At 65.9% G+C, this 20,414-nt stretch carries 18 protein-coding genes; 11 read left to right on the top strand and 7 right to left on the bottom strand.

Annotated elements, in window-relative coordinates:
* Positions 1-747, top strand: a complete 747-nt coding sequence (locus tag EVC45_RS02980; protein ID WP_129956542.1) for a thioredoxin family protein — start codon at positions 1-3, stop codon at positions 745-747.
* A gap of 102 nt (positions 748-849) precedes the next feature.
* On the opposite strand, the gene EVC45_RS02975 is transcribed toward EVC45_RS02980, so the two are convergent.
* Together EVC45_RS02975 and EVC45_RS02970 are read right to left on the bottom strand one after the other, a co-directional pair.
* The gene (locus EVC45_RS02975) at positions 850-1,032 is read right to left on the bottom strand and encodes a hypothetical protein (protein WP_129956541.1); all 183 of its coding nucleotides are present in this window, start codon (positions 1,030-1,032) and stop codon (positions 850-852) included.
* Positions 1,033-1,163: 131 nt separating this feature from the next.
* Positions 1,164-2,078 carry an NAD-dependent epimerase/dehydratase family protein gene (locus EVC45_RS02970; protein ID WP_129956540.1) on the bottom strand — a complete coding sequence of 305 codons (915 nt, stop codon included), beginning with the start codon at positions 2,076-2,078 and terminating at the stop codon, positions 1,164-1,166.
* 221 nt (positions 2,079-2,299) lie between these two features.
* Here EVC45_RS02970 and EVC45_RS02965 point away from each other — a divergent pair, with 221 nt between their 5' ends.
* The 8 genes from EVC45_RS02965 (at position 2,300) to hutG (ending at position 11,804) form a co-directional block, all read left to right on the top strand.
* Complete coding sequence (locus EVC45_RS02965; RefSeq protein WP_129956539.1) at positions 2,300-3,223, top strand: LysR family transcriptional regulator; 924 nt, start codon at positions 2,300-2,302, stop codon at positions 3,221-3,223.
* Positions 3,224-3,551: 328 nt separating this feature from the next.
* Entirely contained in the window at positions 3,552-5,072 is a 1,521-nt protein-coding gene (gene hutH / locus EVC45_RS02960; protein WP_129956538.1) for a histidine ammonia-lyase, read from the top strand.
* 25 nt (positions 5,073-5,097) lie between these two features.
* On the top strand, positions 5,098-5,793 hold the full coding sequence (hutC, locus tag EVC45_RS02955) for a histidine utilization repressor (protein ID WP_129956537.1): 696 nt from the start codon (positions 5,098-5,100) through the stop codon (positions 5,791-5,793).
* A gap of 61 nt (positions 5,794-5,854) precedes the next feature.
* Positions 5,855-7,543: a urocanate hydratase gene (hutU, locus tag EVC45_RS02950; protein WP_129956536.1), complete on the top strand. Its 1,689-nt coding sequence runs from the start codon at positions 5,855-5,857 to the stop codon at positions 7,541-7,543.
* Positions 7,544-7,572: 29 nt separating this feature from the next.
* Positions 7,573-8,217 (top strand): HutD family protein, encoded by a 645-nt coding sequence (locus EVC45_RS02945; protein WP_129956588.1) that lies wholly within the window; start codon positions 7,573-7,575, stop codon positions 8,215-8,217.
* 84 nt (positions 8,218-8,301) lie between these two features.
* On the top strand, positions 8,302-9,531 hold the full coding sequence (gene hutI, locus EVC45_RS02940; protein ID WP_129956535.1) for an imidazolonepropionase: 1,230 nt from the start codon (positions 8,302-8,304) through the stop codon (positions 9,529-9,531).
* Between the two features lie 15 nt (positions 9,532-9,546).
* Positions 9,547-10,932: a formimidoylglutamate deiminase gene (locus tag EVC45_RS02935; protein WP_129956534.1), complete on the top strand. Its 1,386-nt coding sequence runs from the start codon at positions 9,547-9,549 to the stop codon at positions 10,930-10,932.
* A gap of 59 nt (positions 10,933-10,991) precedes the next feature.
* Entirely contained in the window at positions 10,992-11,804 is an 813-nt protein-coding gene (gene hutG / locus EVC45_RS02930; RefSeq protein WP_129956533.1) for an N-formylglutamate deformylase, read from the top strand.
* Positions 11,805-12,142: 338 nt separating this feature from the next.
* Here the strand turns inward: hutG and EVC45_RS47560 are convergent, their stop codons facing one another.
* On the bottom strand, positions 12,143-12,277 hold the full coding sequence (locus tag EVC45_RS47560) for a hypothetical protein (protein ID WP_267939618.1): 135 nt from the start codon (positions 12,275-12,277) through the stop codon (positions 12,143-12,145).
* Positions 12,278-12,618: 341 nt separating this feature from the next.
* On the opposite strand from EVC45_RS47560, the gene EVC45_RS02925 reads away from it, so the two are divergent.
* Together EVC45_RS02925 and EVC45_RS02920 are read left to right on the top strand one after the other, a co-directional pair.
* Positions 12,619-13,281 carry a hypothetical protein gene (locus EVC45_RS02925; RefSeq protein WP_129956532.1) on the top strand — a complete coding sequence of 221 codons (663 nt, stop codon included), beginning with the start codon at positions 12,619-12,621 and terminating at the stop codon, positions 13,279-13,281.
* A 241-nt stretch (positions 13,282-13,522) separates the two neighbouring features.
* Positions 13,523-15,481 carry a DUF3857 and transglutaminase domain-containing protein gene (locus tag EVC45_RS02920; RefSeq protein ID WP_129956531.1) on the top strand — a complete coding sequence of 653 codons (1,959 nt, stop codon included), beginning with the start codon at positions 13,523-13,525 and terminating at the stop codon, positions 15,479-15,481.
* A 58-nt stretch (positions 15,482-15,539) separates the two neighbouring features.
* Here EVC45_RS02920 and EVC45_RS02915 read toward each other — a convergent pair whose 3' ends face one another.
* The 4 genes from EVC45_RS02915 to glgA all read right to left on the bottom strand — a co-directional run bounded on the left by EVC45_RS02915 (position 15,540) and on the right by glgA (position 20,331).
* The gene (locus EVC45_RS02915; RefSeq protein ID WP_129956530.1) at positions 15,540-16,691 is read right to left on the bottom strand and encodes a branched-chain amino acid ABC transporter substrate-binding protein; all 1,152 of its coding nucleotides are present in this window, start codon (positions 16,689-16,691) and stop codon (positions 15,540-15,542) included.
* A 440-nt stretch (positions 16,692-17,131) separates the two neighbouring features.
* Positions 17,132-17,593 (bottom strand): hypothetical protein, encoded by a 462-nt coding sequence (locus tag EVC45_RS02910; RefSeq protein ID WP_129956529.1) that lies wholly within the window; start codon positions 17,591-17,593, stop codon positions 17,132-17,134.
* Between the two features lie 144 nt (positions 17,594-17,737).
* Entirely contained in the window at positions 17,738-18,604 is an 867-nt protein-coding gene (gene pdxY / locus EVC45_RS02905; RefSeq protein ID WP_129956528.1) for a pyridoxal kinase PdxY, read from the bottom strand.
* 266 nt (positions 18,605-18,870) lie between these two features.
* Positions 18,871-20,331, bottom strand: coding sequence for a glycogen synthase GlgA (glgA, locus tag EVC45_RS02900; protein WP_129956527.1), 1,461 nt, complete (start codon positions 20,329-20,331; stop codon positions 18,871-18,873).
* Positions 20,332-20,414 lie beyond the last annotated feature (83 nt).

Below are 20,414 nucleotides of genomic sequence, written 5' to 3'. Positions count from 1 at the left end.
ATGGAACCGCAACATCACATCGGCAGCCGGGAAGAGTGGCTCGCCGCGAGCCGCGCGCTGCTCGCCGACGAAAAAGCGCATATGCGCGCCGGCGACGAACTCGCGCGCAAGCGTCGCGAATTGCCGTGGGTCAAGGTCGACAAGCTTTATACGTTCGATACGCCGGAAGGCCGCAAGACGCTCGCGGAGCTGTTCGACGGCCGCAGCCAGCTGATCGTCTATCACTTCATGCTGGGCCCGGACTGGGAGGAGGGGTGTGTCGGCTGCTCGTTCCTGTCGGATCATATGACCGGCATTCTCACGCACCTGGTCCATCACGACGTCAGCTATGTGACGGTGTCCCACGCGCCGATCGACAAGATCGACGCGTTCAAACGGCGCATGGGATGGACCTTTCCGTGGGTGTCGTCGAGCGGCAGCGATTTCAATTTCGACTACCACGTGTCGTTCACACCCGAACAGCTGGCGAGCAAAAAGGCGTTCTACAACTTCACCGAGCAGGACGTCGGCATCGACGAACAGCATGGCCACAGCGTGTTCTACAAGGACCAGAACGGCGACGTGTACCACACGTACTCGTGCTACGGGCGCGGCGACGAGCGCTTCGTGAACACCTACGCGCTGCTGGATATCGCGCCGAAAGGCCGCAATGAGGAGAGCAATCTGACCGACTGGGTCAGGCTTCACGACCGCTATGACGACCACGCGCGCGGCGCTTGCCCGGCGTGCGGATCGTACACGGTGTGAAGTGGTGAGGCGGGTAGTTGAACAGAGTGAAGAGAGCGAGGGGCGCGCGCCGCACTGGCAGGCGCGCCGCCTCTGTACCGCATGAGCGGCCGCGCGAGCGCGCTATAGCGCCATTTCGAAGGCGGGCTTGAGAAACACCTCGATCGCCATCACGATCAGACTCATCGCCGCAGCGGAGAGCGTCAATACGCCATATTCGTCGTAGCGCGTGTCGTACAGACAGGCGACGACGAACAGAATCGCGAGGAAGTTCGTCAGCCAGTAGAAGTTCAGCGCGAGGGTCATCGGTCGAATCCGGGCTCATGTGCGACGGTGCGAATCGCACCGTCGGGTCGATATCATTTTATCGAAGAGAGCTTACGGATTCGCAACGCCCGCGCTTACACAGCTTACGGCGCGCGGCGCGCAAAGCCGCGTCAGACGGCGCTTTGCGGCACCATCATGTCGCGTTCGATCCATTCGATCACCGACGTGCGCCGCGGTTGCCAGCCAAGCAACTTGCGCGCGCGTTCGCCGCGCACGCGGCTGTTCGAGCCGAGACCGTAAGAGGCCATTTCGTAGCCCCATTCCTGTTTCGCGTCTTCGAGCGGCCAGTCCTGCGGCGTGTCGAGTTTCATCGCGCGCGCGATCGCGGCGCTCATGTCGCGAAACGACGCTTCGCCGCTTTCGACGAAATAGAACGTGCCGGCAGGGGTTTTATCGAGCGCGAGCCGATACAGCTCGGCGACGTCGTCGATATGCACGTTCGACCAGATGTTGCCGCCGCTGCCCACATGACGCACCACGCCGCTTTTCTGCGCCTGGCGCACCAGTCGCGGCAACTGCACGCTCGCGCTGCCGGCCACCGCGCCGTGACCGTAGATCAGCGTGTTGCACAGCACGGCCGAGCGCACGCCGCGTTGCGCGGCGTCGAGCACCAGCTGATCGATCGCGACGCGCGCGGCCTTGTCGGCGGTTGGGGTGGGCAGCGCGTCTTCGTGATAGATGCGCGCTTCACCCGCTTCGCCGCCCGACGCATCACCGACGATGCTCGACCCGCTCGTGTGCAGCAACACCTTGCCCGAACCCGCGAGTCCGTCGATCAGCGCGCGCACCGCGCCTTCGTGATCGCTGCTCGCGGCGTTGATGACGGCGTCGGCCGCTTGCGCCTCGGCGATCAGCAATGCGCGGTCGTCGAGCGTGCCGGACACCGGCTCGATGCCCAGGCGTTGCAACTCGGCGCTGTGTTCGGGCTTGCGGATCAGCCCGCGCACCTGATGGCCGGCGCGCGCCAGATGCGCCGCGATCGAGCCGCCGATAAAACCGCTTGCGCCAGTAACGAAAATCTTCAAGACGTTCTCCTGAGGGAATTGCATGACCGCAATCTCTTGCATGCAAGAGCTTTGCATGGGACCGGAGTAGGAGCTTTGCATGGGACCGAAGTAGGCGCTAAAGCGCCAACACCGGTCGACAGCTAAAGCGCCAACTCCGGTCGACAGGCATGCAGTATCGCTCGCGCGGATTCTCGCAAAAAGCGTGTTAGTCTCAAATCAATCTTGACTTCAAATCAACAATGAAAACCTCCACCGACGAATTGCTGGTGTTCGTCACCGTGATCGACAGCGGTTCGATCACGGCGGCGGCCGAGAAGCTGGGGCAGACCGTGTCCGGCGTGAGCCGCGCGCTCACGCGTCTGGAGCAGAAGCTCGACACCGCGCTGGTGCGCCGCACGACCCGGCGTCTGCATCTGACCGAAGAGGGCGACGCGTTCCTGCGGCGCGCCCGCGCGATTCTCGACGCGCTCGAAGAGGCCGAGGAGTCGGTCGCGCGCGGCCGCGAGCGGCCGTCGGGACGCTTGCGCGTCGACGCGGCGTCGCCGTTCATGCTGCATTGCGTGGCGCCGCATATGACCGCGTTTTCGGCGCTGTATCCGGAGATCCGGCTCGAACTGACCAGCAGCGAGCGGATCGTCGACCTGCTCGAACAGAAGGTCGACATCGCGATTCGCATCGGCGCGCTGCAGGATTCGACGCTGCATGCGCGCGCGCTCGGTGAGAGCCGGCTGCGCGTGCTCGCGAGCCCGGCGTATCTGGCCGAGCACGGCGAGCCGACCACGCTCGATGCGTTGCGCGCGCATCGGCTGATCGGCTTTACGGCGCCGGAGCATCTAAATCGCTGGCCGCTCAGAGAAGGGGGCAGGGGAACCAGGCGCGCCAACGGGCCACGGGACGAAGCCGCGCTGCTGAAAATCGAACCGTCGATCACCGCGTCGAGCGGCGAAACCCTGCGGCAACTGGCGCTGTCCGGCTGGGGCATCGCCTGTCTGGCCGACTTCATGAGCGCCGCCGACGTGCGCGAAAAGCGCCTCGTGCCGATTCTCGGCAACCTGCTCGTCGACGAACGGCAGCCGGTGCATGCGGTGTACTACCAGAGCGCATCGCTCGCGGGGCGCGTGCAGTGCTTTCTGGATTTCATCGCGGCCAGGGTCAGGCTCTGATCCGCGCCGCCACGCCTTCTCTCCTATAACTCAGATATCGGTCGAGCCGGCATGTCCGGCTTCCCGCCACCGGGAGCGCGCCGGGTTTGCCCAGATGGCGACCCGCGCCGCGAAGGTGTATAGACAACTATGGGCCAAACCACGACGGCCGCGCCGGCCCATACGTCCCACACCCGCCGCCTACGGCCCCCAGCCACGCCTGCCGATCTTTCGTCAAACCACGTGCCGAATAATGGAAATCCCCAGGCACGAAATCGCGAAAAATAAGTTGTATATACAAGGCGCGCCAGCTAGACTTATTTGAACTTGTATAGACAGGAAGACAACCATGATTCTGAAGCCCGGCTACCTGACCCTCCCGCAACTGCGCCAGATCGCGCGTGAGCAGGTCACCTTGCAACTCGATCCCGCGAGCCACGCCGCTATCGACGCGTGCGCGCAGGCCGTCGCCGACATCACCGCCAAGGGCGAGCCGGCTTACGGTATCAACACCGGCTTCGGCCGCCTCGCCAGCACGCACATCCCGCGCGATCAGCTCGAACTGCTGCAACGCAATCTGGTGCTGTCGCACGCGGTCGGCGTCGGCGAGCCGATGTCGCGCCCGGTCGTGCGTCTGTTGATGGCGCTGAAGCTGTCGAGCCTCGGCCGCGGTCACTCGGGCATCCGCCGCGAAGTGATGGAAGCGATGATCACGCTGTTCAACGCCGACGTGCTGCCGGTGATCCCGGTCAAGGGCTCGGTCGGCGCTTCGGGCGACCTCGCGCCGCTCGCGCATATGTCGGCGACCCTGCTCGGCGTCGGTGAAGTGTTCGCGAAGGGCGAGCGCATGCCGGCCACCGAAGGCCTCGCGCTGGTCGGTCTGAAGCCGCTGACGCTGCAGGCGAAGGAAGGTCTGGCGCTGCTGAACGGCACGCAAGCCTCGACCGCGCTCGCGCTGTACAACATGTTCGCGATCGAAGACCTGTATCGCACGGCGCTCGTCGCCGGCGCGCTGTCGGTCGACGCGGCGATGGGTTCGGTCAAGCCGTTCGATGCGCGCATTCACGAGCTGCGCGGCCATCAAGGCCAGATCGACGCGGCGGCGGCCTATCGCTCGCTGCTGCAAGGCTCGGCGATCAACGTGGCGCACGCCGATTGCGACAAGGTCCAGGACCCGTACAGCCTGCGCTGCCAGCCGCAGGTGATGGGCGCGTGTCTCGACCAGATGCGTCAGGCCGCGGAAACGCTGCTGCTCGAAGCTAATGCGGTCTCCGACAATCCGCTGATTTTCCCGGACACCGGCGAAGTGCTGTCGGGCGGCAACTTCCACGCCGAGCCGGTCGCGTTCGCGGCGGACAACCTCGCGCTCGCCGTGTCGGAAATCGGCGCGCTCGCCGAGCGTCGCATCGCCCTGCTGATCGACGCGACGCTGTCGGGCCTGCCGCCGTTCCTCGTCAAGGATGGCGGCGTGAACTCCGGCTTCATGATCGCGCACGTCACGGCTGCCGCGCTCGCGTCGGAGAACAAGACGCTCGCGCATCCGGCTTCGGTCGATTCGCTGCCCACGTCGGCGAACCAGGAAGACCACGTGTCGATGGCGACGTTCGCCGCGCGCAAGCTCGGCGATATCGCCGACAACACCGCGAACATCCTGTCGATCGAACTGCTGGCCGCGGCCCAGGGCGTCGATCTGCGCGCACCGCACAAGACCAGCCCGAGCCTGCAGAAGGTGATGGACCTCGTGCGCAAGGACGTGCCGCACTACGAGCTCGATCACTACTTCGCACCGGACATCGCGGCGGTCACGAAGCTCGTGCAGGCTGGCGCTGTCGCGAAGCTGGCCCCGTTCTCGTTCGCGTCGGAACAGTAAGTTGTCGAGAGCGCGGATCACACCGATGAACGCACCCGCTTATCAGGGCATCAAGGACTTCATCCTCGCGCGCATTCATGCGGGCGAATGGGCCGAAGGCGACCAGGTGCCCTCCGAAAACGAGCTTGCGCGCGAGTTCAGCGTCGCGCGCATGACGGTCAACCGCGCATTGCGCGAGTTGACCTCGGAGCAGGTGCTGACACGCGTCCAGGGCTCGGGCACTTTCGTCGCCCGTCCCAAGTACGAGTCGACGCTGGTGGCGATCCGCAGCATCTCCGATGAAATCGTCGCGCGTGGTCATCGCTATCAGGCGAAGGTGCTGAACGTCGGCGCCAGCATCGCCGATGCGGCGCTCGCCGAAGAGATGCAGGTGAGCGCGGGCAGCCCCGTGTTTCATTCGCGCCTGCTGCATTTCGAAAACGACGAGCCGGTGCAGCTGGAGGAACGCTGGGTCAATCCGGCTGTCGCGCCCGAATATGCGTTGCAGGACTTTACGAACACGACGCCGAACCAGTACCTCGTGCGCGTCGCGCCGCTGCAGCGCGTCGAGTACCGCATCGAGGCGCTCGCCGCCGACGACACGACGCGCGAGCAGTTGAACATGAATGAACGCGAGCCGTGTCTGGTGCTGCATCGGCGCACGTGGTCGCAAGGCGAGGTCGCCTCGATCGCGAATCTGTGGCATCCGGGCACCCGTTACCGCTTCACTGGGCATTTCTGAATTCGCTTTTCGTCTTCGCCGAATCTTTATCGAACGTCTTTCACGCATTCCGAGGAACACCATGAACAATCCGAAACACATCGATCCGCGTCTTGATCCGACTCGCACGATCCGCGCACCGCACGGCGCGGAAAAGACCTGCAAGACCTGGATCGCGGAAGCCGCGTACCGGATGATCCAGAATAATCTGGACCCCGAAGTGGCCGAGCACCCGCACGCGCTCGTCGTGTATGGCGGCATCGGCCGCGCCGCGCGCAACTGGGATTGCTTCGACCAGATCCTCGCGTCGCTGAAGGACCTGAACGAAGACGAAACGCTGCTGATTCAATCGGGCAAGCCGGTCGGCGTGTTCCGCACGCATGCAGACGCACCGCGCGTGCTGCTCGCGAACTCGAACCTCGTGCCGCACTGGGCGACGTGGGAACATTTTCACGAACTCGACCGCAAGGGCCTGATGATGTACGGCCAGATGACCGCGGGCAGCTGGATCTACATCGGCAGCCAGGGCATCGTGCAGGGCACCTACGAAACCTTCTTCGCGGTCGCGAACCAGCACTTCAACGGCGACCCGAAGGGCCGCTGGATCCTGACCGGCGGTCTCGGCGGCATGGGCGGCGCGCAGCCGCTCGCCGCGACGATGGCGGGCTTCTCGATGATCGCGGTCGAATGCGACGAGACGCGCATCGACTTCCGTCTGAAGACGCGCTACGTCGACAAGAAAGCGAAGACGCTCGATGAAGCGCTCGCGATGCTCGACGAAGCGAAAAAGGCCGGTAAGCCGATCTCGGTCGGTCTGCTCGGCAATGCCGCCGACGTGTTCGCCGAGTGCGTCGCGCGTGGCATCACGCCGGACTGCGTGACCGACCAGACCAGCGCGCACGATCCGATCCACGGCTACCTGCCGCAGGGCTGGACGGTCGCAGAGTGGCGCGAGCGCATGAAGACCGCGCCGGAAAGCATCGTCACGCCGGCCAAGCAGTCGATGGCCAAGCAGGTGCAGGCGATGCTGACGCTGCAGGAACGCGGCGCGGCCACACTCGACTACGGCAACAACATCCGTCAGATGGCGCTCGAAATGGGCGTGGAAAACGCGTTCGATTTCCCGGGCTTCGTGCCGGCGTATATCCGCCCGCTGTTCTGCGAAGGCAAGGGCCCGTTCCGCTGGGTCGCGCTGTCGGGCGACCCCGAGGACATCTACAAGACCGATGCGAAGGTCAAGGAACTGATTCCCGACGATCCGCATCTGCACAACTGGCTCGACATGGCGCGCGAACGTATCGCGTTCCAGGGTCTGCCGGCGCGGATCTGCTGGGTCGGCGTGAAGGATCGTTATCGCCTCGGCCAGGCGTTCAACGAAATGGTCAAGAACGGCGAACTGAAGGCGCCGATCGTGATCGGCCGCGATCACCTCGACACGGGTTCGGTCGCGAGCCCGAACCGCGAAACCGAATCGATGAAGGACGGCTCGGACGCGGTCAGCGACTGGCCGCTGCTGAACGCACTGCTGAATACGGCAGGCGGCGCATCGTGGGTCTCGCTGCATCACGGCGGCGGCGTCGGCATGGGCTTCTCGCAGCACTCGGGCGTCGTGATCGTCGCGGACGGCACGGAAGCCGCGCACAAGCGCCTCGGCCGCGTGCTGCTGAACGATCCGGCCACCGGCGTGATGCGTCACGCGGATGCGGGCTATGAACTCGCGCAGCAAACGGCGCGCGAGGCCGGTCTCAACCTGCCGATGCTGGGCCGCTGATCGTGAGCATTGCCAACGACGCGGGCAGCATGGCAAGCGTCACGCTGATCCGCGGCGTCGATCTCGTGGCGGCGCCGTGGAAAAACGGCGGCGGCGTCACGCGCGAGGTCGCCGCGTTTCCGCCGCCGAGCGGCGGGCAGGGCGCGGCGAGCGGAGACTTCGTGTGGCGCGTGAGCGTCGCCGATGTCGCGCAGGCCGGGCCTTTCTCGCGCTTTGACGGCGTCGACCGGACGCTCGTGTTGCTTTCCGGCGCGGGCATGCTGCTGGATGAGTTGGGCGATGCGGGCGTCGTCGCGACGCACGTGTTGCAGCAACCGCTCGACCTCGCGCGCTTTCACGGCGAGACGCGCATCGACGCGCGGCTCGTCGACGGCGCGACGCGCGACTTCAACCTGATGGTGCGGCGCGACGTGGCGCAGGGCGAGTTGAACGTGTGGCGCGCCGGCACGCAGCCGGATGCGCCGGGCGCCGATGCGCCGCGCGTACTCGACGGCGACGTGGCGCTGCTGTTTTGCGCGGGCGGCGCGGTCACGGTCGCGCTGGCGGCGGACCACGCGCAAGCCCTGCGTCTCGACACCGGCGACACGTTGCGTATCGACGGGCCGAACGCGCTCGCTTGCACGCTAACGGGCGACGGCGCGGTGCTCGCAATCACCATCCGCTACACGCGATGACGAATCAACCGTGATCGGGCATCGCACGCGCTCCATCACGGACAACCCATCCACAGACACGCAACCAGCGGCAAAGAGCACGCGATGAAGCAAACCGTCTGGCATCACTTGAACTTGTGCCCGCAGGGCGATCCTCACCACACGCTCGCCGATGCCGCGATCGCGGTCGAAGACGGCCGCATCGCGTGGCTCGGCGCTGCGAGCGAACTGCCTGCGCAATACGCCGCATGGCCGCGCGAAGATTTGCGCGGCGCGTGGGTGACGCCGGGCCTGATCGATTGTCATACGCACCTCGTGTATGGCGGCCAGCGCGCCGACGAATTCGCGCAGCGGCTCGCGGGCGTCAGCTACGAAGAAATCGCGCGGCAGGGCGGCGGCATCGTGTCGACGGTGCGCGCGACGCGCGCGGCGAACGAAGCGTCGCTGTTCCGCCAAGCGGCCGCGCGGCTCGAACCGCTGCTCGCCGAAGGCGTGACCACGCTCGAAATCAAATCCGGCTACGGCCTCGACCTCGCGAGCGAGCGCAAGATGCTGCGCGTTGCGCGGCAACTCGGCGAGCGCTATCCGGTCACGGTCTATACGACGTTTCTCGGCGCGCACGCGCTGCCGCCCGAATTTGCGGGCCGCGCGGACGCGTATATCGACGAGGTCTGCAATACGATGCTGCCCGCGCTCGCGGACGAAGGCCTCGTCGATGCGGTCGATGTATTCTGCGAGCGCATCGGTTTTTCGTTGGAGCAAAGCGAGCGCGTGTTCAACGCGGCCGCGCGCTACAAGCTGCCGGTCAAGATGCACGCCGAGCAGTTGTCGAACGGCGGCGGCACCGCGCTCGCGGCGCGGCATCGCGCGCTGTCGGCGGATCACCTGGAGTTTCTCGACGAAGCCGGCGTCGCCGCGATGAAGGAAGCGGGTACCGTTGCAGTGCTGCTGCCGGGCGCGTATTACTTCATCCGCGAGACGCAGTTGCCGCCGCTCGAACTGCTGCGGCGCTACGAGGTGCCGATCGCGATTTCGACCGACAGCAACCCGGGCACGTCACCGGCGACTTCGTTGCTGCTGATGATGAACATGGCGAGCACGCTGTTTCGCATGACCGTGCCCGAGGTGCTGCAAGGCGTTACCACGCATGCGGCGCGTGCGCTCGGCAAAGCCGGGGAGCACGGTGCGCTGCAAGTGGGGCGCGCGGCCGACTTCGCGGTGTGGTCGGTCGATTCGCTGGCCGAGCTCGCTTACTGGATTGGCCGGCCGCTGTGCGCGCGCGTCGTGCGCGCGGGCGAAACCGTCTATACGCGGCGCGAGTCGAGTGTGATCTGAACCAGAGCCTGAGAGATGACCCAATCCAATCAATCGCTGTTCGCCGCACACGCATATCTGCCCGAAGGCTGGCGCCGCAACGTGCTGCTCGAATGGGACGCGCACGGCACGCTGAGCGCCGTCACGCCGAATCAAGCCGAAGCGCCGGCCGGTGTGCCGAAGGCGGCGGGCCCGCTGATGCCTGGTATGCCGAACCTTCACTCGCACGCGTTCCAGCGCGCGATGGCGGGCCTCACCGAATATCGCGCCAACGCCACCGATAACTTCTGGTCATGGCGCGACCTGATGTATCGCTTCGCCGCGCGCATCACACCGGAAGGCCTCGCGAGCGTCGCGCAGTGGCTTTACATCGAGATGCTGAAGGCGGGCTATACGTCGGTGTGCGAATTTCACTACGTGCATCACGCGCAGGACGGCCAGCGCTACGCGAATCAGGCCGAGCTTGCGCAGCGCGTGGTGGATGCGGCAGCGGCGAGCGGCATCGGCATCACGATGCTGCCGGTGCTGTATCAGTACAGCGGCTTCGGCGCGCGTGCGCCGCGCGACGATCAGCGGCGCTTCATCAATACGCCGGAGAGCCTGCTCGATCTGCTCGGCACGCTGCGCGCCGCGCGCCCCGAAGATGCGGCGCTGCGTTACGGCGTCGCGCCGCATTCGCTGCGCGCGGTGTCGGAGGCGTCGTTGCGCGCGCTGCTTGGCGGTATCGATGCCAGCGCGCCCGTGCATATCCATATCGCCGAACAGACCGCCGAGGTCGACGCGTGCATCGAAACCGAAGGCGCGCGGCCGGTGCAATGGCTGCTCGATCGTTTCGATGTGGACAGCCGCTGGTGTCTCGTGCACGCGACCCATGTCGATGCGAACGAAACGCTCGCGCTCGCGCAGAGCGGCGCGGTGGCGGGTTTGTGTCTGACCACCGAGGCCAATCTCGGCGACGGCATTTTCCCTGCGCAGGAGTATCTCGACGCGCACGGCCGCATCGGCGTCGGCTCGGATAGCCATATCGGCGTCGACTGGCGCGCGGAGCTGCGTCTGCTCGAATACGGCCAGCGTCTGACGCGCCGGCAGCGCAACGTGCTGGCGTCGGCAGACGCCACGCATGTCGCGGATCGCCTATACGCAGCCGCGCTCGACGGCGGCGCGCACGCGACCGGCCGCGCGGTCGGCGCGTTGCAGGCCGGCCATCGCGCGGACTGGCTGGTGCTCGACGCCGATCATTCGAGCATCGCCGAGCATGCGCCGGAGGCGTGGCTGTCGGGTGTCGTATTCTGCGAGCACGGCGACACGCCGATCCGCGACGTCTATGCGGGCGGCGTCAAGGTCGTCGACAACCGCCGGCATCGCGACGAAGAGGGCGCCTATGCGCGCTATCGCACGGCGCTCGCGGAACTGCTCAAATAACGGCGCCGATGTGCTGAAGCGCCGAACCGATTCTCCGATCCCACTGATTCCGGACTGACATGACTGCTTCGAACCTCACGCCGGTTTTCTCGCTGCATCAGGGAAGCCTGCCGCTCTTGATCTCGATCCCGCATCTGGGCACGCAGATCCCCGCCGACATCGCCGCGACGATGACGCCGGTCGCGCCACGCACCGACGATTGCGACTGGCACCTCGATCGCCTGTATGGATTCGCGAAGCGCCTCGGCGCGTCGATCCTGACGCCGACCTATGCGCGCTACGTGGTCGACCTGAACCGTCCGCCCGACGGCGCGAACCTGTACCCGGGCCAGGACACCACGGGTCTGCTGCCGGTCGATACGTTCGACAAGGAGCCGCTCTATCGCGACGGCCATCTGCCCGACGACGCCGAAGTCGCGCGCCGTCGCGACGTGTACTGGAAGCCGTATCACGACGCGCTCGCCGGCGAGCTCGCGGCGCTGAAAGCGAAGCACGGCAAGGTGCTGCTGTGGGAAGCGCATTCGATCCGCTCGCACGTGCCGCGCTTTTTCGACGGACGTCTGCCGGACTTCAACTTCGGCACGTCGAACGGTGCGAGCGCGGCGCCGGGCATCGCCGACGAACTGGCCGCGCTGGTCGAGCGCCACGGCGGCTACACGGCGGTCGCGAATGGCCGCTTCAAGGGTGGCTATATCACGCGGCAATACGGGCAGCCCGAGCAGGGCGTGCATGCGGTGCAACTCGAACTGTCGCAGATCACGTACATGGAAGAGCACTTGCCTTATGCGTACGATGAAGACCTCGCCGCGAAGGTCACGCCGCTACTCGAAGCGCTGCTGACGACAGCTCTCGCCCGCGTGAAAGCAGCGTGACGCAAAGGCGCCCTGACAGGCGCCGCGAAGACGGTCCACGACGAAAACGCGCGGCTTCGCTTCTTCTACTTCTCTGTCACCACGCGGATCACGATCGCTGCAGGAATGCGCGGCATCTCGGTCCGCGTCGGCCTGCATCGGTTAGCGTCTCGCGAAGGTGTAACAGCATGTGTCCGTGATTGCGTGCCGGCGCGTTCATATGGAATGGTTTGAGCGTCGAGCGCGCACAGCGTATCGTGCGCCGGCTGTTTCACGACGCGGCGCGCCATGAAAAAAAGCCCCGCGGAAGCGGGGCTTTTTGATGTGCACCGCGCCCCTTGGACGCGATTTCACCGCCATTAGTGGCAGCGCTTTTCCCAATGATGATGAACCTTCACCTTGTGGCATTCGTGGTGATGCTCATCAGCTTGAGCGGGAGCGATCGCGCTCAGGGTGGCGACGGCTGCGGCGATGGCGAGAACGATTTTCTTCATTACAAAACCCTTAAGTCAGTGTTGTGGAGCGACCCATGCAGCACGACGCGTGCCGCATCGGCGTGTAAGCATGCCACATCACGTGGCCGCTGGTAGGAACGGCGCGCGAATACGTGTGTCAATGCAACACGCGATGTGTCGTAAGCCCTGTTTTAATGCGCTTTGCGCTGAATTCGCCGGTGCGGGCGGGGTCGTGCGAGTACCTTCGGCACTGGGTCGCACCGCACGCAAAGCAACATACCGGCATTGCATGCGACACCGCGAGACGACTACCCTTTCAAAACGATGACGTGCGCGTCGCGTTCATCGATTCATCAGGCGAAAAGATGGAAGACCCAGCGATGGAAGATTCCGACGAATTGCTGCTGCCAATCTGGCGCGCGAACCTGGTGTTGCTGACCAGCGAGGTCGGCGCCGCGAGCCGGCTCGCGCGCATGATGACGTTTTCCGCGAGCTATCTGAAGCTGATGCTGTCCGGCCAGCGTGAATTCAGCGAGGAATTCGTGCGCGGCGTCGAGGCCGTCACCGGTCTGCCGGGCGGCTGGATGAACGTGCCGCATACCGACCACGAGATCCCGCCGAACGCGCGCGAAGCGATCGACAACGAGCAGCCGCTCGCGCGCTTTCGCGGCACCGCGCATCCGGTGCGCAAGAAGACGGTGCTGCGGCCCGAGCCGATTTTTGGCCAGCCGGGGCCCGCGCGACGCGTCGAGGAAGAAACGCTCGATGTCGAAGCGCACCGCCGTCAAGCGCACTTCCGCAAGGTGCGCGATCTCGCGACGCAGGAAGTGCGGCGCTTCGAGCGTCATCTGCTGCATGCGCCGGTGGAGCTCGCGGCGATGCGCGCGAAGGTCGAGGACGTGATGGCCGCGGCCGAACTCGACGATCGCATTCAGGCCGACCTCGAAGGCCGGCTCGAACAGATCGACAAGCACCGGCACATGCTGCTGCGGCACGTGGAAAAGCTGCAGGCGTTGCTGAGTCAGCTCGACAACGGCGACTGAGCGCGAGTGACGGCGGCCGCTGCGTTGCGGGTTTGCCGCTGACGCGAGGGCCGCCCGATCCCGACGCGGCAATACCGGCCCCGGCCCCGACACGCACGGGCCGGCGATGTGCTACAACGACGACACGAACCTGAGCGGAGTCAATCTTGGGAAACAGCGTCGTCATGTTGGCGCACACGTCGATCGCGGGGATCGGGCTCGCGTGCCGCGAATGGCATGCATGGAGCGGGGCGCGTCGCTCATGACGCGCACGCGCGGGCTCGTCGCGTGCATCGACGCGCTCGCGCGCCGCGAGCGCCGCATGCGCGCCGCGGCGTTGCTTGCCGCGCTCTCTGCCGCCAGCGGCATCGCCTGGCCTCTTTGCGCGGCCGCCGGCGAGATCGCAACCTCCGCCGACGACCGCGCCCCTGCGACGATCGAGCGCGACGTCCACCTGTTCGTGATCCAGAAAGACGGCTCCATCCAGGAACACGACGACACGCTGATGCGCGCGGACACGGCCAGCGGTGTCGACGATATCGCGCAACGCTACGTGTGGTTCAACAAGGACATCGAGCAGGTGCAACTGCTGACCGCCGAAACGATCGATCCCGACGGCACCACGCATGCGGTCGGCCCCGAGGCGATCCGCGACGTGCAGGAGCCGCGCTCGGCCGGCGCCCCGAGCTTCGAGGACGGCGTGTTGCGCACGGTGATCTTCCCCGGCGTGCAGACCGGTTCGCGCGTGCATCTCGCGTTTCGCAAGACGCGCGCGAAGGCGCTGCAGGCGGGCACCTTCGCGTATCTGGTCGAACCGACGCTCGAGCCCGTCGACGAGCAGCGTCTGATCTTCGATCTGCCCGCCGACGTGCCGCTCTATGCGGACGCACGCGGCTATGTCGCGGTGCCGCCCGTCACCGCGAACGGCCGCACCCGCTACGAGTTCGACTACCACCACGGTCCGTATGCGCGGCTCGAAGCGGGCGCGGTCGGCTACGCGAACTGGGGCGACCGGCTGATGGTGTCGACGGTGCCGGACTTTACAAGCTTCGCCGCGCGCTATCGCGGTCCCGCCGACGACGACGCGACCCGCGACGATCCCGCGATCGTGAGTCTTGCGCAGCAACTGACGGCCGGCCTCGCCGATCCTCGCGACAAGGCCCGCGCGCTGTACGACTGGATGCGTCTGAACATCCGCTACGTGGCGCTTTTTCTCGGCGAGACGGCGGCGATCCCGCACAAGGCGGCCGACATCCTGCGCAACCGCTACGGCGACTGCAAGGACCACGTCGCGCTGTACGGCGCGCTGCTCGCGGCGGCCGGCATTCGCAGCGAACCGGTGCTGCTCAATCTCGGCCCGTACTACTCGTTGCCCGAGGTGCCCGGCTACGGCGCGAGCGCGATCAATCACGCGATCATCTGGATTCCTGAGCTGGCGCAATTCGCGGACACGTCGGCGGGCGGCACCGCGTTCGGCTACCTGCCTGGCGGCGTGATGGACCGGCCGGTGCTGCTGGTCGACGAAGGTGTGCTCGCGCGCACGCCGGCGACCCAACGGCGCGAACGCAACGCGCGCGTGCAGATCGACATCGATGAAAACGGCACCGCGCATTACGCATATCGGGTCGAGGATCGGGGCTATACCGCGGAGCTCGAACGCAACACGTTCCGGCGCGCGACGCGTCAGGGCGCGCAGCAGCTTGCCGCGAGCCGTCTGCTGCTAACGGGCTTGCACGGCACCGCGCAATTGCAGACCGACGACGTCGCCGTGACCGGCGGACCGTTCGCGACCTCGATGCAAGGAAGCGTGCCGCATCTGATCTGGCCGGACGGCACGACCGCGGTGCCGGCGCTGACGAGCTTCGCCGGCGGCATGGGCTCGCAGGTCGAGACATGGCTCGCGGAGCCGGTCAGAACCGAGCCGTGGGCGTGCATCGGCGGGGAGTTCGATGAAACGCTGGAGATGAGCTTGCCGCGCTTCGTGCGCGTGATGGACCTGCCGACCGACACGAGGGTCGAGGACCCGTTGCTGACGTTTGCGTCACGCTACGTCTTCGATCCGGCGACCCGCACCTTGCAGGTCAACCGGCATCTGCGCGCCGCGTTCGGCCATCAGATGTGTACGCCGAACGAATTCGCGGCGATTCGCGACGACCTCATGCGCATCGAGCGCGATCTCGATGCCGAGGTGGTCGTCAGGGCGGCGAGCGCAAGGCCGTAGCGCGCCCCGCGCCGGCCGCAAGCCGGGCAGGGCCGCTACGCTTCAGCGGACGCGGAGCTTAGGTGCCGCTCTTCGTCACGACCGGCACCCATGCGCCGTTCTTCACCTGATACAGCGTCGAGGCGCCGCTCTTCAACGCGCCGGTGCTGTCGAACGAGATCTTGCCGGTCACGCCGTCGTAGTCGATCGTCTTGAGCACCGGACGGTACACGTTCGGCGAGTCGGATTTGGCCTGCTGCATCGCCTTGATCGCGACCCACGCGCCGTCATAGCCGAACGGCGCATACGACAGCACGTCCGCGCCGAAGCGCTTCTTGAACTTCGCGTTGAAGTCCTTGCCACCCGGCAGTTGCGCGAGCGGGCGGCCGTATTCCCAGGCCATCGCGCCGTCGGATGCATCGCCCGCGAGCTTGATGAAGTCCTCGTCCATCACGCCGCCGCCGCCGACCAGCTGTGCGTTCAGGCCGAGCTGCTTCATGCGCCGCGCGAAGCCCGCCGCCTGGCTGTCGAGGCCGGCGAAGAACACGAGGTCCGCATTGGCGCCCTTGAACTTGGTGATCTGCGTGCTGAAATCGACCGCGTGGTTGTCGGTGTAGTCGCGCGCGACGATCGTGCCGCCGTGCGCCTTGACGGCCTTCTCGAACTCGTCGGCCTCGCCCTGGCCGAACGCGGTGCGATCGTCGATGATCGCGATGCGCTTGGCCTTCGTCACGTCGACCGCATAGACGCCCGCGTTGCCGGCGTTCTGCGCGTCGGTCGAAATCACCATGAAGGTGTTGGCGAAACCGCGGCCCGTGATGATCGGGTTCGTCGCGGCGGGGTCGAGCACCGGAATGCCGGCCTGCTCGTAGACCTGCGAGGCCGGGATCGTGGTGCCCGAGTTGAAGTGGCCGACAACCACCGCGACGCCCGAGTCGACCAGCTTCTGCGCGGCCTGCACGCCGACGCGCGGGTCGGCCTGGTCGTCCTGCGAGACGATCTCGAAGTGCGCGACCTTGCCGCCGATCTTGATCTTCTGCGCGTTGGCTTCGTCGATCGCGAGCCGCACACCGTTTTCCAGATCCTTGCCGTAGCCGGCGTTGGCGCCTGTCAGCGGCGCGGCAAAACCGATCTTGACCGGCAGGTCGTCGGCGAAACTGGCGGCAGGCGCGACGGCAAACATCGCACCCATGAGCACGGCCAGCGGTTTGAGCGTGTTGCGAAGACTCATGGTCTCTCCTTGCATCGACGGTTGTTATGAAAGCGGTACGACAGCAATGCGGTACGACACGGGAGGCCGGGCACAGCCCTCGCGCATCGCAAGGCTACGAAGGATCTCTCGCCGCTCACAATGCTGGAATACGCCCATTGGCGTTGCGCTTCGCAGCGTGTTCACGCGATCAATCTGGGGCGAATATAGAAAGCCAAATTGCCGTCGTCTTGGCAATTCGTGGCGTTTTGGATGAGCATTTCGGCATAGGCCGCGACAGGTGCCCCACGTGCACATGGAGCGTGCGTGAGGGATGCAAGCTGGCGTGCCGTGCGAAGGTCCGCCTGTGCTGCGGATTACGGCATATGCTTAAGAAGCCGGCGCGAGCGCGCCGGCCGGTGGTGCGGAGTTGCGGGTTGCGGGGTTGTTGCGTTATGCGCGGAGAGATTCGAGCCGTTTGCCTAGCGCTCGCCTTGCTGCCGCAGCAGTTCTTCACGCAGACGCAAAAGCGGCGCCTTGGTGTCTTCGTCGGCCCACGTGTCGAGATCATCGATCGCGCGCTGGCAGCCGTCGAGCACCACGTCGAGATCGACCGGCACGCCGTTGTTCAGCGCGAATTCGATCGTCTCGGCGAACTGCTGGCACTCGTCCTCGCCGTAGGAGATGTCGAGATTGTCGGCGATGATTTCGGCGATATTGCTGCGTGCCTTGTCGTCGGCCGTCACCATGTCGACGATGCCGCTCGCGACCGCGGGCGAGTAGTAGAGCGCGATATCGAGCCATTGCGCGGGATCGAAGTCGGGCTGGTCGAACTGGTTCTCGAAGTACTCGATCGCTTCCTGTTCGTGCGCTTCGTCCGCATCGACGCTGATGCACAACTGCTCAAAAAATTCTTCCCGCTCGCTGCGGATATGACCGTCCATCGATGCCTCGTCTGCTATATGCCGGATGCTGAAAATGCCGTGGAGCGCGGGCGCAAGCCCTGGTCCACGCGGCACGCATTATAGGACGGCGGCCGGCGCGGCGCTGGCCAGAGCGCTCACCAGGGGGCGACGCGCTGACGGAAACTACGCCGTCTCCGCGACCCACGCATCGAACCACTCGCGCGGCTGGGCGATTTCATTCTGCATCGCCACGAGTTCGAGTTCATAGCGTCCGGCCTGCCAGGTCGCCTTGACGACCGCGTTGACCGCGGCGAGCGTGTGCTCGAAGGCCTCGCGGATCGAATCGCCGAGCAGCGTGCGCGCGACGAACACCGCGCTCGTCATATCGCCGACGCCGACCGGCTGGCGCGCGAACGGATAGAGCGGGCGCTGTCCCATCCACGCTTCGCGCTCGGTGACGACAAGCATGTTGAAGCGATCGGCGAGACTGTTGCGATCGAGCAGATGCTTGACGAGCACGAGCTTCGGTCCGCGCGCGAGTATTTCACGGCACGCGGTCACCGCTTCCTCGAACGTCTCGATCTCGCGGCCGACGAGGCGCTGCAATTCGATGTGATTCGGCGCGATCGCGTCGGCGACCGCCGGCATCTCGCGCACGAGGAATTCCTGGATGCCCGGCTCGGCCTTGTAGCCGCCCGCGGCGCTCATCACCGGATCGCAGAAGTACCAGGCGCGCGGATTGACCGCCTTCACCGCCTTGACGATTTCGATCACCGCCCGCGCCTGTTCCGTCGTGCCGAGATAGCCCGACAGCACCGCGTCGCAGCGCGGCAGCATGCCGATCGCGCCGATGCCGTCGACGAGCTCTTCGATCTGCGAGGCTTCGATCGCGCTGCCGCTCCAGTGCCCGTATTGCGTGTGATTCGAGAACTGCACGGTGTTGAGCGGCCACACGTTGACGCCGAGCCGGCACATCGGAAACACGGCCGCGCTATTGCCGGCGTGACCGAACACGACATGGGACTGAATGCTCAGAACGTTTTTCGTCATGGTAAGGCTCGCGCAACCGGTCATGCGCGATCAACAAATCAGGAAGGGGAGGCCCGCGCGTGCGAGCCGATGGCCCTGGCGCCGCGCGGCAGACATGCCTGATACAGATGGTGCAGGAAAAACACACGAACTGCATAGTCGGCAAGTCAGCAAACGATACAGGAGTTTCACGGCCGCGAGTCGATCCGTCCCCGTGCTGTTGCGTCGAACCATCAAACGCGCCTGAAGATTGACGAATCCTGACAGTTCCGCCCGCGGCCGATGCTTCAGACGAGCTCGCGATACAACTCCAGATAGCGCTCGGCCGACGCGCCCCAGCGGAAGTCCTGGCGCATCGCGCGCCGCTGCGTGGCCTTCCATTCGGTGCGGCGCGCGTAGAGCGCGAACGCGCGGCGGATCGCCCCCGCGAGTCCCTTCGGATCGAAGCGTTCGAACACGAAGCCGGTGGCGAAGTCGTCGGCGAGGTTTTCGAGCGACGCATCGGCGACCGTATCCGCAAGACCGCCGACGCAGTGCACGAGCGGCAGCGACCCATAGGCGAGCGCATAGAGCTGCGTGAGCCCGCACGGCTCGAAGCGCGACGGCACCGCGACCACGTCGCTGCCGGCGATGATCGTATGCGCGAGCGTTTCGTCGAAGCCGAGCTCGACCGCGACCGACTCCGGATGCGCCTGCGCGACCATTTTCAGGCCGTTCTCGAGCGCCGGATCGCCGGTGCCGAACACGATCAGTTGACCGCCGCGCTTGACGATCTCGGGCACCGCGCCGAGCAGCAGATCGAGGCCCTTCTGCTCGGTCAGCCGGCTCACCACGCCGAACAGCAGCGCGTCGCTTTTCTGCGCGAGGCCGAAGCGCTTTTGCAATGCTTCCTTGCAGGCGAGCTTGCCGGCCAGCCGCGATGCGTTGTAGCGCGACGCGAGCAGTGCATCGGTGGCGGGATTCCACACCGTGTAATCGACGCCGTTCAGGATTCCGCTCAGATCGTGCGAGCGATGGCGCAGCAGCGCATCGAGCCCGCCGCCGTGCAGCAGCGTCTGGATTTCGCGTGCATAGGTCGGGCTGACGGTCGTGATGCGGTCGCTGTAGTAGAGCCCCGCCTTCAGGAACGACAGCTGTCCATAGAATTCGACGCCGTGCATGTTGAAGAAATCGTGCGGCAAGCCGAGCAGGCCGAACTGATGCGCGGGAAAGATCCCCTGGTAGGCGAGGTTGTGGATCGTGAACACGCTGCGTGCGAGTGCGCGGCCGTGCTCGCGCTCGGCGGCCTTCAGATAGGCGGGTGCGAGCCCCGCGTGCCAGTCGTGCGCATGGACGATCTGCGGCGACCACGTCGGGTCCAACTGCTGCGCGAGTTGCGCGGCGACCCAGCCGAGCAGCGCGAAACGCTGCGCGTTGTCGTGATACGGCACGTGTTCGTCGTTCAGATACGGGTTGCCGGGCCGGTCGTACAGCGACGCGGCGCGGATCACGTAGACGGCGAGCCCATTGGTGGGCAGTGTGCCGCGTTCGAGCGTCACGTTCGGCGCGCCGAAGCGGCTGCCCAGTTGCGCCACCGGCTGCAGATCGTGCAGGCCGGCGAGCACGGCCGGAAAGCCCGGCAGCAGCACCCGTACGTCGGCGCCGCGCTCGATCAGCGCGGACGGCAGCGCGCCGGCGACGTCGGCGAGACCGCCCGTTTTGAGGAGGGGATACAGCTCGCTTGCGACGTGCAGGGCGCGAATCGTCATAGGCCGGGTCTCTGTCGGGGTGGCAGGGTTGCTCGGGGTTGGCAAATACTCCGCGGTGATGCGGGTGAAGCAGGGTGAAGCGA

The organism is Paraburkholderia sp. UYCP14C, assembly GCF_004197395.1.
GTDB lineage: Bacteria > Pseudomonadota > Gammaproteobacteria > Burkholderiales > Burkholderiaceae > Paraburkholderia.
The sequence above is the reverse complement of the archived record's forward strand: the minus strand, read 5'-3'. Positions and strand labels throughout refer to the sequence as shown.